Annotated in this window: 12 protein-coding genes; 9 read left to right on the top strand and 3 right to left on the bottom strand. The window is 68.5% G+C overall.

The genetic code is table 11. The features are described 5' to 3' along the window. Positions 1-48: 48 nt before the first annotated feature. Complete coding sequence (locus ACWH43_RS16560) at positions 49-954, bottom strand: LysR family transcriptional regulator (RefSeq protein ID WP_158446361.1); 906 nt, start codon at positions 952-954, stop codon at positions 49-51. 127 nt (positions 955-1,081) lie between these two features. On the opposite strand from ACWH43_RS16560, the gene ACWH43_RS16555 reads away from it, so the two are divergent. The 9 genes from ACWH43_RS16555 to ACWH43_RS16515 all read left to right on the top strand — a co-directional run bounded on the left by ACWH43_RS16555 (position 1,082) and on the right by ACWH43_RS16515 (position 10,683). Further along, entirely contained in the window at positions 1,082-2,518 is a 1,437-nt protein-coding gene (locus ACWH43_RS16555; protein WP_158446362.1) for an FAD-binding oxidoreductase, read from the top strand. Between the two features lie 63 nt (positions 2,519-2,581). Next, the gene (locus tag ACWH43_RS16550; protein WP_158446363.1) at positions 2,582-2,866 is read left to right on the top strand and encodes a GIY-YIG nuclease family protein; all 285 of its coding nucleotides are present in this window, start codon (positions 2,582-2,584) and stop codon (positions 2,864-2,866) included. Between the two features lie 69 nt (positions 2,867-2,935). Beyond that, a complete protein-coding gene (locus tag ACWH43_RS16545; protein WP_158446364.1) occupies positions 2,936-4,123 on the top strand; it encodes an FAD-binding protein in 1,188 nt (395 codons plus the stop codon). Continuing rightward, positions 4,123-4,758, top strand: coding sequence for a DUF2585 domain-containing protein (locus ACWH43_RS16540; protein ID WP_158446365.1), 636 nt, complete (start codon positions 4,123-4,125; stop codon positions 4,756-4,758). The genes ACWH43_RS16545 and ACWH43_RS16540 overlap by 1 nt, the downstream gene beginning before the upstream one ends. Before the next feature lie 3 nt (positions 4,759-4,761). Then, positions 4,762-6,135 (top strand): glycolate oxidase subunit GlcF, encoded by a 1,374-nt coding sequence (glcF, locus tag ACWH43_RS16535; RefSeq protein ID WP_158446366.1) that lies wholly within the window; start codon positions 4,762-4,764, stop codon positions 6,133-6,135. A 131-nt stretch (positions 6,136-6,266) separates the two neighbouring features. Then, positions 6,267-7,841: a histidine--tRNA ligase gene (gene hisS / locus ACWH43_RS16530; protein ID WP_158446367.1), complete on the top strand. Its 1,575-nt coding sequence runs from the start codon at positions 6,267-6,269 to the stop codon at positions 7,839-7,841. Between the two features lie 126 nt (positions 7,842-7,967). Then, entirely contained in the window at positions 7,968-9,080 is a 1,113-nt protein-coding gene (locus ACWH43_RS16525) for an ATP phosphoribosyltransferase regulatory subunit (RefSeq protein ID WP_158448216.1), read from the top strand. Further along, positions 9,077-10,066, top strand: coding sequence for an ATP phosphoribosyltransferase (gene hisG / locus ACWH43_RS16520; RefSeq protein WP_158446369.1), 990 nt, complete (start codon positions 9,077-9,079; stop codon positions 10,064-10,066). Before ACWH43_RS16525 ends, hisG begins: the two co-directional genes overlap by 4 nt. Positions 10,067-10,197: 131 nt before the next feature. Next, positions 10,198-10,683 (top strand): META domain-containing protein, encoded by a 486-nt coding sequence (locus ACWH43_RS16515; protein WP_260348032.1) that lies wholly within the window; start codon positions 10,198-10,200, stop codon positions 10,681-10,683. A 37-nt stretch (positions 10,684-10,720) separates the two neighbouring features. On the opposite strand, the gene ACWH43_RS16510 is transcribed toward ACWH43_RS16515, so the two are convergent. Together ACWH43_RS16510 and ACWH43_RS16505 are read right to left on the bottom strand one after the other, a co-directional pair. Further along, positions 10,721-12,814, bottom strand: a complete 2,094-nt coding sequence (locus ACWH43_RS16510) for an ABC transporter ATP-binding protein/permease (RefSeq protein ID WP_311734781.1) — start codon at positions 12,812-12,814, stop codon at positions 10,721-10,723. A gap of 359 nt (positions 12,815-13,173) precedes the next feature. Next, positions 13,174-14,283: a branched-chain amino acid ABC transporter substrate-binding protein gene (locus ACWH43_RS16505; protein ID WP_158446371.1), complete on the bottom strand. Its 1,110-nt coding sequence runs from the start codon at positions 14,281-14,283 to the stop codon at positions 13,174-13,176. Between the last annotated feature and the right edge of the window lie 92 nt (positions 14,284-14,375).

Below are 14,375 nucleotides of genomic sequence, written 5' to 3'. Positions count from 1 at the left end.
CGCCCGCTGCGATGCGGCCCGGACCGCCAGTATGGCGTTCACGGCCGGCTACAATGCAAGCCCCGCATCCCAGTAGGGCGTCGAGCCGTACAATTCGCCGAGATAGTCGACGAAGGCGCGCAGCTTCTGCTCCATGTGCCGGCGGCTCGGATAGACGGCGTAGACCGCGACCCGCGAGCCCACCGCATAGGCCGGCAGCACCCGCTGCAGGGCGCCCGATTTCAGTTCCGGCCCGACATCCCAGGTCGAGCGCAGGGCGATGCCGACGCCGGCCAGCAGCGCCTCCCGCACCACCTCGCTCGAATTGGTCCTGAGCGGGCCGCCGACCCGCACCGAGACCGGGCCCTCCGGCCCGTCGAGGCGCCAATGGTCGGCGTTGTGCGCGATCAGCGTGTGGCGCTGGAGATCGGCGATCTCGCCCGGCGTGCCATGCTCCGCCAGATAGCCCGGCGTCGCGCACAGGACGCGGTGGTTCGGGGCGAGGCGCTTCGCCACCAGGCTCGAATCCTGCAGATCGGCGATGCGGATCGCCAGGTCGAAGCCCTCGCCTACGACATCGACGAAGGCGTCGCTCAGCACGAGCTCGACCGTGACCAGCGGATTGGCGTCGAGGAAACGCTTGAGATGCGGCGCGACATGCAGCCGCCCGAAGGAGGTCGGCGCCGAGACGCGCAGCGTGCCGCGCACCTGGCCCGCGCCGCTCGCCACCCAGGCTTCCGCCTCCTCGATCGAGGCGAGGATCGAGACGACGCGCTCGTAGAAGCCCTGTCCGGCCTCGGTCAGGGCGAGCTGCCGCGTCGTGCGCTGCAGCAGCCTGACCCCGAGCCTTTCCTCGAGGCGGCGGATGCGTTTCGAGACAACCGCCGGCGACAGGCCGAGCTGCCGGCCCGCCGCCGACATGCTGCGGGCGGTGACGACATGGGCAAAGACGTCGAGGTCGCCGAATCGATCCATGGCGCAGCCACCTTTTCCATTCTGGAAATAATGGCTGGCTTTCCACACACGCTGCAAGGGGTCTTGAATTGGTCTAGTCTGCAGCGCAATCAGTGGGACGACCATGCTGGCCGAGGGAGGTAGGAAGATGAGCGCAATCGCTTTTCCGGCGCCGGATGCCGGCATCCTCGCCCGTCGCGACTCGATTCTCGCGGGGCTTTCGCGGCTCGTCCCGCCCCAGGCCCTGATCACCAGCGACGACGAGCGGCGGCCCTACGAGACCGATGCGCTCACCGCCTATCGGCGCCTGCCTCTGGCGGTCGTGCTGCCCTCCACCACGCAGGAGGTCGCGGCGGTGCTGCGCTATTGCCGGGACGAGGGCGTGCCGGTGATCCCGCGCGGCTCCGGCACCTCGCTCGCGGGCGGGGCGATCCCGCAGGAGGACGCGGTGGTGATCGGCGTCTCGAAGATGAGCCGCATCCTCGAGATCGACTATGCCAACCGCGTCGCCCGGGTGCAGGCCGGCGTCACCAATCTCGCCGTCACCGGCGCCGTCTCGGCCGAGGGCTTCTTCTACGCGCCGGATCCGTCCTCGCAGCTCGCCTGCTCGATCGGCGGCAATATCGGCATGAATTCGGGCGGGGCGCATTGCCTGAAATACGGCGTCACCACCAACAACGTGCTGGGCGTGACGATGGTGATGCTCGACGGCTCGGTGGTTGAAATCGGCGGCTCTCACCTCGATGCCCCCGGCTACGACCTGCTCGGCCTGATCAACGGCTCGGAAGGCCAGCTCGGCATCGTCACCGAGGCGACGGTGCGCATCCTGCGCGCGGCGGAGGGGGCGCGGCCCGTGCTCTTCGGCTTTCCGACCAGCGAGCAGGCGGGTGCCGCGGTGGCCGCGATCATCGGCGCCGGCATCATCCCGGTCGCGATGGAATTCATGGACAAGCCGGCGATCGAGATCTGCGAGGCCTTCGCCAAGGCCGGCTACCCGATGGATTGCGGCGCGCTGCTGATCATCGAGGTCGAGGGGTCCGATGCGGAGATGGACGCCCAGCTCGCCCGCATCGTCGCCATCGCCCGCGAGCACGGCGTCACCACGGTCAAGGAATCGAAATCGGCGATGGAGGCGGCGGCGATCTGGAAGGGCCGCAAATCGGCCTTCGGCGCCACCGGGCGCATCGCCGACTACATCTGCATGGACGGCACCATCCCGACCGGGCAACTGCCGCATGTGCTCCGGCGCATGGACGAGATCGTGAAGGGCTATGGCCTGCGCGTCGCCAATGTCTTCCATGCCGGCGACGGCAATCTCCATCCGCTGATCCTCTACAACTGCAACGACCCGGTCGAGGCGCAGAAGGCCGAGGATGCCGGCATGGACATCCTCAAGCTCTGCGTCGAGGTCGGCGGCTGCCTGACCGGGGAGCACGGCGTCGGCATCGAGAAGCGCGACCTGATGACGGTCCAGTTCAACGAAGCCGATCTCGCCCAGCAGATGCGGGTGAGGGCGGTGTTCGACCGGCAATGGCTGCTCAATCCGGCCAAGGTGTTCCCGCTGGAAGGCAGGGTGGCGGCGTGATGAATATCTGTCATTCCGGGGCTCGCGCAGCGAGAACCCGGAACCCACGACCGGGTGAGACCGATGCCGTATTTCGTCTATCTCCTCGCCCGAAAGAAGGACGGCACGCTTTATTTGAGGGTCACCAATGATCTGGCGAGACGTGTCCATGAACACAAGTCGAAGCAAAATATCGGCTTCACGTCTCGATACGATGTCGACCGCCTCGTCTGGTACGAGGAATTCGATCGCATCTACGATGCCATCGACCGGGAAAAGTCGGTGAAGAAATGGCGTCGCGCTTGGAAGATCAAGCTGATCGAGGACATGAACCCCGAATGGACGGATCTCTATGAAGGGCTGGCTTGAGCGCGCCTGCCCAGTCGTGGGTTCCGGGTTCTTCGCTGCGCGAAGCCCCGGAATGACAAAGGGGGGAGAATGACCATCCACACCCCCACCACCGAGGCGCAGGCCTGCGCCGTCGTGAAGTCGGTCGTCGACAATCGCGTGCCGCTCACCCTGCGCGGCGGCGGCACGCGCGCCGGCCTCGGGCGGCCGTCCCAGGCGGCGAGCACGCTCTCCAGCGCCGGCCTCACCGGCATCACCCTCTATGAGCCGGCCGAGATGGTCATCGCCGCCCGCGCCGGCACGCCGCTCGAGACGGTGCAGGAGGCGCTGGCCGAGCGCGGCCAGATGCTGCCCTTCGAGCCGATGGACCACCGCCCGCTCTTCGGCACGGACGGCACGCCGACCATCGGCGCCGTCGCCGCCTGCAACATCTCCGGCCCGCGCCGCATCAATGCGGGGGCGGCGCGCGATTCCCTGATCGGCATCCGCATGGTCAATGGCCGCGGCGAGATGGTGAAGTCGGGCGGGCGGGTGATGAAGAACGTCACGGGCCTCGACCTGGTGAAGCTGGTCTGCGGCAGCCACGGCACGCTCGGCTTCCTGACCGAGGTCACCTTCCGCGTGCTGCCGAAGCCGGCTGAGATCGCGACGCTGCAATGGCGCGGGCTCTCCGACGTGGAGGGCGTCGCGCTGTTGTCGCGGGCGCTGGGTTCGCCTTTCGAGCCGATGGCCGCCGCGCATCTTCCCGCAGGATTGGCCGGCGGGGAGGCCCTGACGCTCTTGCGGCTGGAGAATTTCCCGGACTCCATCGAATACCGCTCGGGGGAGCTTGCGCTGCAGCTCGGCGAATATGGCGTGCCCGACAAGCTGGAAGGCGAGCATGGCGCCACGCTCTGGCGCCATATCCGGGACGCGGCCTTCTTCGCCGGGACGGAGGAGGCGGTCTGGCGCCTGTCGCTCAAGCCGACCGACGGCCCGAAAGCAGCGAGTGCCATCGCGCGCATGCTGCCGGATGCGCGCTGGTTCTACGATTGGGGCGGCGGTCTGGTCTGGCTCGCGGTCCCGGCCGATGGCGATGCCGGGGCCGCGCCCATCCGCGCAGCGCTGAAGCCGCTCGGGGGCTATGCGACGCTGGTGCGGGCGCCGGACGCCGTGCGTGCCTCGGTCGACGTCTTCCAGCCACTGTCCGAGCCGCTGATGCGTGTTACGGCCGGTATCAAGAAGAGCTTTGATCCAGCCGGCATCTTGGAGCCAGGCCGGATGTATGCGGGGGTTTGATGGCGCTGACCGAACCGGTTTCCACTGACTTCGCCGCGTCGCGTGCTAGCTGGGCGCAGGGGCGCCTCGGCCTGCTTGCCATCGCCGGGCTGGCGCTGCTGCTGGTCGCTGCTGCCGCGGCGATCCTGCTCGCCATGGGGCGCGAGCCGATCTGCAAATGCGGTTACGTGAAGTTCTGGCAGGGACAGGTCGTCTCCTCCGAGAATTCCCAGCATATCGCCGACTGGTACAGCTTCTCGCACATCATCCATGGCTTTCTGTTCTACGGGCTGTTCTGGCTGATCCGTCGCGTCACCGGCCTGCCGATCAGCTTCGGCGTAGCCCTCCTGCTCTCCATTGTGGTCGAGAGCGCCTGGGAGATCGCCGAGAACTCGCCGGCCGTGATCGACCATTACCGCTCGGCGACGATCTCGCTCGATTATTACGGCGACAGCGTCCTGAATTCGGTCTGCGACATTCTCTCGATGGTGCTCGGCTTCCTGATCGCCCGCTTGGCGCCGGTCTGGCTGACGGTTTCGAGCGCGCTCGCGATGGAACTGATCGTCGGCTGGCTGATCCGCGACAACCTGACCCTCAACGTCATCATGCTGCTCTGGCCGATGGACTGGATCAAAGCCTGGCAGGGCGGAGCCTGAGCGATGCAGACCAACTTCACCCCCGAGCGCCTCGCTTCCGATCCGCGCATGCCGGCCTCGGAGAAGATCCTCCGGACCTGCGTGCATTGCGGCTTTTGCACCGCGACCTGCCCGACCTATCTGCTGCTCGGCGACGAGCTCGATTCCCCGCGCGGGCGCATCTACCTGATCAAGGACATGCTGGAGAACGGCAAGCCCGCCACCGACGAGGTGGTCAAGCATGTCGACCGCTGCCTCTCCTGCCTCTCCTGCATGTCGACCTGCCCCTCGGGCGTGCATTACATGCACCTCGTCGACCATGCCCGCGCCCATATCGAGGAGACCTATCGGCGCTCCTGGTCCGACCGGCTGCTGCGCAAGCTGCTGGCGGCGATCCTGCCCTATCCGAACCGCTTCCGCGCGGCGATGCTGGCGGCGCTGCCGGCGAAGCCGCTTGCCCCGCTCCTCGGCATGCTGCCGGCCGTCGGGCCGCGCCTGAAGGCGATGCTGGCGCTGGCGCCCGTCCGCCTGCCGACGCGCTCGGCGATGGAAGGGCCGCAGAGCTTCCCGCCGCCGGCCGGGCGATCGAAACGCGTCGCGCTGCTCTCGGGCTGCGCCCAGCCGGTGCTCGACCCGGCGATCAACGAGGCGACGATCCGCCTGCTCAACCGCCACGGCGTCGAGGTGGTGCTGCCGAAGGGGGAGGGCTGCTGCGGCGCGCTCGTCCACCATATGGGCCAGGAGCACGATGCCCTGTCCTTCGCCCGCGCGAACATCGACGCCTGGACGGCGGAGATCGAGGGCGAGGGGCTCGACGCCATCCTGATCACGGCCTCGGGCTGCGGCACGACGATCAAGGATTACGGTTTCATGTTCCGCAACGAGCCCGCCTATGCCGGAAAGGCGGAGACGGTCTCGGGCCTGGCGAAGGACGTCACCGAGTTCCTGGAGACGCTGGAGCTCTCGACAGTGCGCGATGTCGCCATGCCGATCGCCTATCACTCCGCCTGCTCGATGCAGCACGGCCAGCAGCTCAAGGACGGGCCGAAGCGCCTGCTCTCCGGCGCCGGCTTCAAGGTCAAGGAAGTGCCGGAGGGCCATATCTGCTGCGGCTCGGCCGGCGTCTACAACATCCTCCAGCCCGAGATCGCCGGCCGGCTGCGCGAGCGCAAGGTCGGCCATATCGAGCGGACCAAGCCGATGCTGGTCGCGACCGGCAATATCGGCTGCATGACCCAGCTCGCGAAGGGTTTTTCGGACAAGGGCGCCACGACGCCGGTGGTTCATACCGCGGAACTGCTCGACTGGGCGACGGGTGGACCCTTGCCGGAGAAGCTGGCGCGAGCGGGGATCGCGGATCGGCCTTTGCGGGGAGAGGCGCTGACGGCCGCCGAATAGCCGCCTTCTCCCCTCGGGGGAGAAGGGATCGCGCTTGCCCGTCGCGTCTGTGCAGGCTACCGAGCGCGGTGTTGGTTCGTGTTGTCTTTTGTGCTGACCAACACAAACCTACAAAGCGAAACGAATTGCCCATGTCCGCCGACAAATCCGCCCCTGCCAAGCTGAAGGCCCGCCAGCCGCGCGGCTTCGTCGATCGCGGCCCGGCCGATGTCGCCGCGACCGAGCGCATGCTCGCCGTCATCCGCGAGAGCTTCGCGGTCTATGGCTTCGATCCGGTGGAGACGCCCTTCGTCGAGTACACCGACGCGCTCGGAAAATTCCTGCCGGATCAGGACCGGCCGAACGAGGGCGTCTTCTCCTTCCAGGACGATGACGAGCAGTGGCTCTCGCTGCGCTACGACCTGACGGCGCCGCTCGCCCGCTATGTCGCGGAGAATTTCGACGCGCTGCCGAAGCCCTATCGCAGCTATCGCGTCGGCTATGTCTTCCGCAACGAGAAGCCCGGGCCGGGCCGCTTCCGCCAGTTCATGCAGTTCGACGCCGATATCGTCGGTTCGGGCAGCGTCGCCGGCGATGCCGAGATCTGCATGCTCGCCGCCGACACCATGGAGAAGCTCGGCATCAAGCGCGGCGACTATGTCGTGAAGGTCAACAACCGCAAGGTGCTGGACGGCGTGATGGATGCGGCGGGCATCGACCCTGCGGCTCGGCTGACGGTCCTGCGCGCGATCGACAAGGCCGACAAGTTCCCGCTGGAGGAGGTTCGCAAGCTCCTCGGCGACGGCCGCAAGGACGAGAGCGGCGACTTCACCAAGGGCGCGGGCCTGTCCGATGCCCAGTCCGACCGCATCCTGCGCTATCTCGAACTCGGCCAGACGCTCGCCGAGCTGGGCAAGACGAACGCCCAGGACAGCGAAGGCTCGGCCAGACTCTCCGCCTCGGCGCTCGCCGACCTGCGCGGCCTCGTCGAGGGCGCCGAAAACGGCCAGGCCGGCATCGCGGAACTGGAGCAGATCCGCGAATTGATCACCGCGGCCGGCTATCTCGGCCGGATCATCATCGACCCCTCCGTCGTCCGCGGCCTCGAATACTACACCGGCCCGGTCTACGAGGTGGAGCTGACCTTCCCGGTCACCAACGAGGACGGGCAGGTGGTGCGCTTCGGCTCTGTCGCCGGCGGCGGGCGCTATGACGGCCTGGTCGGCCGCTTCCGGCCGGAGCCGGTGCCGGCGACCGGCTTCTCGATCGGCGTCTCGCGGCTCTATTCGGCGCTGAAGGCGGTGAAGTCGCCGATCGTCGACAGCCGGAACGAACTGCCGCTCGTCGTCGTGACCGCGATGGACAACAAGTCGCCGGAGTTCATGCCGGGCTATCAGGCGATGGTCTCGGCGCTGCGGCAGGCGAAGGATGCGGACGGCCGGCCGTTGCTGCGCGCCGATCTCTATCTCGGCGCCTCCGGCTTCAACGCCCAGATGAAATATGCCGACCGGCGCGGCGCGGTCTGCGCGGTCATTCAGGGCTCCTCCGAGCGCGAGGCCGGCACGGTGGTCATCAAGGACCTGGTCCTCGGCGCCGAGCTCGCCGCCGCCGGCCGCGACGTCAAGGATTCGGCCGAGCACAAGGCCAAGCAGGCGCAGGCGCAGTTCGCGGTGCCGGTGGCGGAGCTGGTCGCGGGCGTGAAGCAGGTGCTGGCACGGCACGAATGAGGGCGGCCGTGCTCGGGCTCGATCCGGCATGACGCCGAAAAGTCCCGTTCACCCATTTCCCTCAAATCCCTCGAAAATCCTCCGCACCGCTGCTAGGACGACGCTCGCAACAGGACAGGACGACCCGTGCCCGCAAGCCGCGCCAGCATCGACACCGTGATCGCGCTCCTCGCGGGCGAAGGCTACGCCCGTGCCGAGCCCGCCATTCTCCAGCCCGCCGACGTGTTCCTCGATCTTTCGGGCGAGGACATCCGCCGCCGCATCTTCATGACGCAGGATGCCGAGGGCCGCGACTGGTGCCTGAGGCCCGAATACACCATCCCCGTCGCGCTCGATCATATCGCCTCGGGCTCGACCGAGCCGGCGGCTTACGCCTATGCCGGCCCGGTCTTCCGCATGCGTTCCGGCGAGCCGGGCGAGTTCCGCCAGGCCGGGCTGGAATCCTTCGGCCGCGCCGACTTCACCGCCACCGACGCCGAGATCATGGCGCTGGCCATCGAGGCCGCCGCCGCGCTCGGGCTCGAGGCCCCGCGCATCGTCATGGGCGACGTCGCGCTGCTCGGCGCCCTGCTCGACCGGCTCGCCGTCCCGCAAGGCGCGCGCCGCCGGCTCGCGCGCGCCATCGTGCAGGGCAAGGGCGCCGACGCCGTCGCCGCGCTCGACCCGCCGGCGCCGGACGGGGAGGCGGCCCATGCCGGCCTGCTCAAGGCGCTGGAGGGGCAAGACCCCAAGGCCGCCCGCGCCTTCGTCGAGGACGTGCTCTCGATCGCCGGCATCTCGACGGTCGGCGGGCGCAGCGCCGCCGATATCGCCGAGCGTTTCCTCGCCCGCGCCGCCGAGCGCGAGAATCCGGTGAACGACGACGTCAAGACGCTGCTCGGCCGGGTGCTGGCCGTGTCCGGCGATCCCGACGCCGCCTCCGCCTCGCTCCGGGCCCTGGCCGACCAGGCCGCGCTCGACCTGAACCGCGAGCTCGACGCCTTCGACGAGCGCACCGGCTTCCTCGCCGCGCGCGGCGTCGATGTCGGCGCGATCCAGTTCTCCGCCGGTTTCGCCCGCAATCTCAACTACTACACCGGCTTCATCTTCGAATTGCACGATCCGGCCCGCGGCGACGGCAAGCCGGCGGCCGGCGGCGGGCGCTACGACAACCTGCTCGGCCGCCTCGGCGCGCAGCGGGCGATTCCCGCGGTCGGCGCCTCGCTCTGGCTCGATCGCCTGGCGGGAGAGGCCCCATGACCCAAGCGCCCCAGGCCAATCGCGCGCCGCTCGTCCTCGCCGTTCCCTCCAAGGGACGGCTGCAGGAGAACGCCACGGCCTTCTTCGGCCGGGCCGGGCTGAAATTCGTCAAGGCCAGCGGCGAGCGCGGCTATCGCGGCGCCATCGCGGGCGTGGAGGGAGCCGAGGTCGCCTTCCTCTCGGCCTCGGAGATCGTCGCGCAGCTCGCCTCGGGCGCGGCCCATCTCGGCGTCACCGGCGAGGATCTGGTGCGCGAGCAGTTGTCTGACGCCGATGCGGCGGTGGAGATGCTGACCCCGCTCGGCTTCGGCCACGCCAATGTCGTCGTCGCCGTGCCGCAGGCCTGGATCGACGTCCGCACCATGGCCGATCTCGAGGACGTCGCCTCGACCATGCGCGCCCGCCACGGCCGCAAGCTGCGGGTCGCCACCAAATATGTGAACCTGACCCGCCGCTTCTTCGCGCAGCACGGGCTGGCGGATTACCGCATCGTCGAGAGCCTGGGCGCGACGGAAGGAGCCCCCGCCGCCGGCACGGCCGAGATCGTCGTCGACATCACCACCACCGGCGCGACGCTCGCCGCCAATGCGCTGAAGGTGCTCGACGACGGCGTCATGCTCGCTTCGGAAGCGAATCTCGTCGCCTCGGCGCGCGCCCCCTGGGGGGATCGCGCCCGCGCCGCGGTGCGCACCATCCTCTCCCGCATCGCGGCGGAGGAGGAGGCGCGCACCATCCGCGAGATCCGCGCTAGGCTCGAGCTGGATGCGGCGGCGCTCGCGGCTTTGACGGAACGCTTCGGGGCGCGTCTGCCCTTCGGGCCGCCGACAGCCGGCGCGCCGCTGACCCTGCATTGCCCGGACAAGGCGGTTTTCGCGCTGGTCGAGGAGCTGGCAGGCAGGGGCGCCGACGACATCACCGTCACTGCGCCGGCCTATGTCTTCCGCCGTGCGAACCGGCTGCTGGAGCGGCTCGACGCCCGGATCTGATGCGTGCGCGGGCACCCGGGCTGCACGCTTTTCCATGCGGCAGCCTTGATCCCGAACCAATTGGCCTCTAGGCGTTGAACCATGAAGGGGCCCGTGGCGCTTTCGCGCGCGTGAATGCAGGTATGATGACGATGACTCCACGCCTTGGCTTTGCCGCCGTCCTCGCCGCGCTGGTCGCGCCGATGCTGGTTCCGGGAGAAGCCGCGGCGCAGCGCCGCCAGCAGATGCCGTCCCGCCAGGAGCTGGGCGGCGGCAACACCCCGATCCCGCTGCCGCAGCAGGAGAAGACCTTTCCCGTCGGCGCGAGCTGGAGCGTCGTCCAACTCAACGGCAAGCCGGTCTATGACCGCCGCGCCACTCTGCTGATCGACCAGAATCTGCGCGGCACCGGCTTCGGCGGCTGCAACACCTTCTCGGCTGCCGCCTATCCGCTGCGCCAGCAGGGCTTCGCGGTCGGCCCCATCGCGATCACCAAGCGCAGTTGCGACAAGGCCACCCTCGATTTCGAGCGCTCCTTCCTGATGGCGCTGCGGGCCACCCAGAAATGGGACATGGTCAACGGCCGGCTCGTCCTCAAGGGCGGCGCCGGCGAGCTGGTGCTCAGCCGCTCGCTCTGAGCCGCTTCGGAAACGCCGTTTCGAGCGTCGGCCGCCTTCAGGCGGCCGGCGTTTTTTCCGTGCGGGTCGGCGTATAGGTGCCGTCCTCGTTCGGCTCCATCGTGACGATGGTCTCGTGCATGTCGCGCAGGGTCGCCCGGTGGCCGATCGAGACGATGCGCGCCTCCGGCAGCTCCTGGTCGATCGTCGCGTAGATCTCGCCCTCGAGCTTCTCGTCGAGCGAGGCGGTGGCCTCGTCGAGGAAGAGCCAGTCCGGCTTGCTCAGCAGGGCGCGCGCCACCGCGAGCCGCTGCTGCTCGCCGCCCGAGAGGCGCTGGCCCCAGAGGTCGATCTCGTCGAGCCTGTCGGCGAGATGGCCGAGCCGCACCTTGGCCATCGCCGCGCGGATCGCGTCGTCGTCATAGGCGCTCTCGCGCTCCGGATAGGCGAGGGCGGCGCGCAGCGTGCCCTGCGGCAGATAGGGGCGCTGCGGCAAGAGCATGATCCGCGCATCGGCCGGGATGCCGACCTTGCCGTCGCCGAAGGGCCAGATCCCGGCGATGGCGCGGAACAGGGTCGACTTGCCCGAGCCGGAGGGGCCGATCAGCAGGGTCGAGCGCGCCTGGCCGAGATCGAGCCGGTCGAGCCTGACGATCGGCCGGCCGTTGGGCAGCGCCAGCACCGCCTTGCCGACATGCAGGTTGCCGTCGCGCGAGGTCTCGCGGCCCAGCGCGTCCTCGCTGATCGGGCCGTGCTGCGCTTCGTCGACGGCCTTCTCGAAGGTCGTCAGGCGGCCGATGGCGGCGAGATACTGGGCGATCGAGGAATAGCTGTTGATGATGAAGGACAGCGCCGTCTGCACTCGGTCGAAGGCGCCGGCGACCTGCATCATGATGCCGAGCGTGATGGTGCCGGCGAAATAATAGGGCGCCAGGATCATATAGGGCATCACCACGCTGATCTGGTTGTAGGACAGCGTGAAGGTGTTGAGCTTCAGCCGGCGCCAGACCAGCCGGTAGAAGTTCTCGACGATGGCGCGGAAGCGCTCGGCCAGATGCGCCCGCTCGGTCGGCTCGCCGACCATCAGCGCGATCTGCTCCGAATATTCGCGCAGGCGCGCCAGCGAGAAGCGGAAATTCGCCTCGCGCTTCTCCTGCTCGAATTCGAGGTTGATCAGCGGCCGCCCGATCAGATGCGTCAGCCAGGTCGCGACCGCCGCATAGAGGAAGGCGACCCAGAAGATGTAGCCGGGGATGGCGAGGGAGGTGCCCGGAAAGCTGAAGGCGACCGGGATATTCCAGAGGATGATCGAGAACGAGACCAGCGTCGAAACCTGCGAGAGCAGGGGCAGGGCGAAATTATAGGTCTGGTTGACGAAGGAGCGCGTGTCCTCGGCGATGCGCTGGTCGGGGTTGTCGACGCTGCCGGCGAGCGCGATCCGGTAATGCGTGGCGTGGCTCAGCCAGCGCTCGGTGTATTCCAGCGCCATGAACTGCCGCCAGCGGATCAGGATGGTGTAGTTGGCGAAAACCTCGATCAGGCCCGAGACCACCCAGATTCCCGCCCATAGGCAGAATACCCAGAAGAGCTGGTACCAGAACGCCGCCGCATCCTTGTTCTGCAGCGCGTCGTACATGTCGCGGTTGAAGAAGGAGAGGCGCAGCGTGATGCCGACCTGCGCCTGGTTCAGCACGATCAGGAAGACGAAGAGCGCGACGCCGAGCCGTCCCAGCCGGATCTTGTAGGGGCCGATCGGCCAGAGATTGGCGGTGGTGATCTCGTCGGATTCGAAGAAGGGCGAGGCGAGCCGGCCGATGCGCGCGATCACCGGCACGAAGGAGATCGCGTAGATCAGGATGCCGAAGACGCCGACCGTGGTCGGCAGGCTGGTCGGCACCGCCGGGATACGCAGCTCCGGCGGCCACCAGCCGAGCTGGGCGAGCAGCGCGGCCCCGCCGAACAGCACATATTCGATGGCGAAGACGCTGGAGAAGATGCGCAGGAAGAAGGGCAGGCCGGGCGAGCGGAAGGTCACCACCGCGAGCAGCAGGCCGATCACGCCCATGCCGACGAGGCCGCCCGCATCGGCCTGCTGGCCGACCACCAATGCGGCTGCCGCCATCAGGGCGACGAGAATGCTCAACGGACGCATGGGCTGAAAATCCTGGCGGGAAAGGGTCGATTCCACGATTCGGACCATGTCCCAGCGAGGAAGGCCTTTCAATGGCGCCGGGGGCAGATGAGCGAATTGTCATCTGCCGGAGAGGGCGAGGAAAGCGGCCGTGGCGGCTGCGCGGTCATTCCGCGCGACCGAGGGGAGACCGGGGATCCATGCCGGAATCTCGGTCTGAAAGGCTCCGGCATCGGTGCCGGATCGGCGCTGCCTTGTCCCGGACGGCCCGTGCCCCGGCCCCGTGCGGCGCGCCGGCGCCGGAACGCAAAGCCCCGGACGAGCCGGGCTCGTCCGGGGCGCGAAGCGGGTGGGGCGGGCGGTTCGACCGCCGGCCGGGTTTACTCCGCCGCGACGATCTTGCCGCCTTCCCACTTGTACAGCGAGAAGCTCGGCGAGGTCAGGTCGCCGGTCTTGCCGTAGGTCAGCGTGCCGATCGCGGTCTTGACCGGCAGCCCGGCATGCAGCGCCTTGGCGGTGCCCGACGGGTCGCCGGCCTTGCCGACCTTCTCGATGCCGGCCTTCAGCACCTCGACGGCGGCATAGGCGTTGAGGGTGAAGGCTTCCGGCGGGATGCCCTTCTCCTTCAGCGCCGCGACGGCCGTGGCCGAATCCGGGTTCTTCAGCGCATCGGTGGCGTTGGTGAAGAGGGTGCCGGTGGCGTGGTCGCCGCCGATCGCGGCGAATTCGGTGTTGGACAGGCCCTCGCCGCCGATGATGGTCGCCTTGACGCCGGCATCGGCGAGCTGGCGGGCGAGCAGGCCGCCCTCCGGGTGATAGCCGCCGAAATAGATCACCTCGGCGCCGGCCGATTTCAGCCGGGTGATGACGGCCGAGAGGTCCTTCTCGCCCGGGGTCAGCGTCAGATAGGCCACTTCCTTGATGCCACCGGCATTGATGCCCTTCTGGAAGTTGTCGGCGAGGCCTTTGCCATAGGTGCCCTTGTCGTGGACGATGGCGATCTTCTTGCCCTTGAGGTTCTTCACCGCATAGGCGGCGGCGACCTCGGCCTGCTGGTCGTCGCGGCCGCAGGTGCGGAAGACGTTGCTGAGCCCGCGCGTGGTCAGCGCCGGCGAGGTCGCGGTCGGGGTCACCATCAGCACGCCGCTCTCGGCGAGCGCGTCGGAGGTCGCCATGGCGACGCCGGAGGTCACCGGGCCGACGACGAACTTCACCTTGTCGCCGACGAGCAGGTTGGCGGCGGAGACGCCCTGCTTCGGGTCGCCGGCATCGTCCGCGAGCTTCAGGACGAGCTTCTCGCCGAGCACGCCGCCATTCTTGTTGATCACGTCGACGGCGGTCTGGGCGCCGTTCTTGACCTGCTCGCCATAGGCGGCGACGGGGCCGGTCAGCGGGGCGATCAGCCCGATGGTGATGTCGGCGCGGGCGGCCTGCGCGGCGAGCAGCGTCGCGGCGAGGGCGACGCCGGTGAGGAATTTGGAGGTCTGCATGGGCCTCTCCCGATCGGTTCTGTCGTGTTCGCGCGCTCCTCGTGGAGGCGCTTGCTGCTTTTATAGGCGAGGAGCGGGGAGGAAGACCATCT

This window comes from Allobosea minatitlanensis (assembly GCF_964020775.1).
Note: the sequence above shows the minus strand (reverse complement) of the source record. Positions and strands in the feature narration are given on the sequence as shown.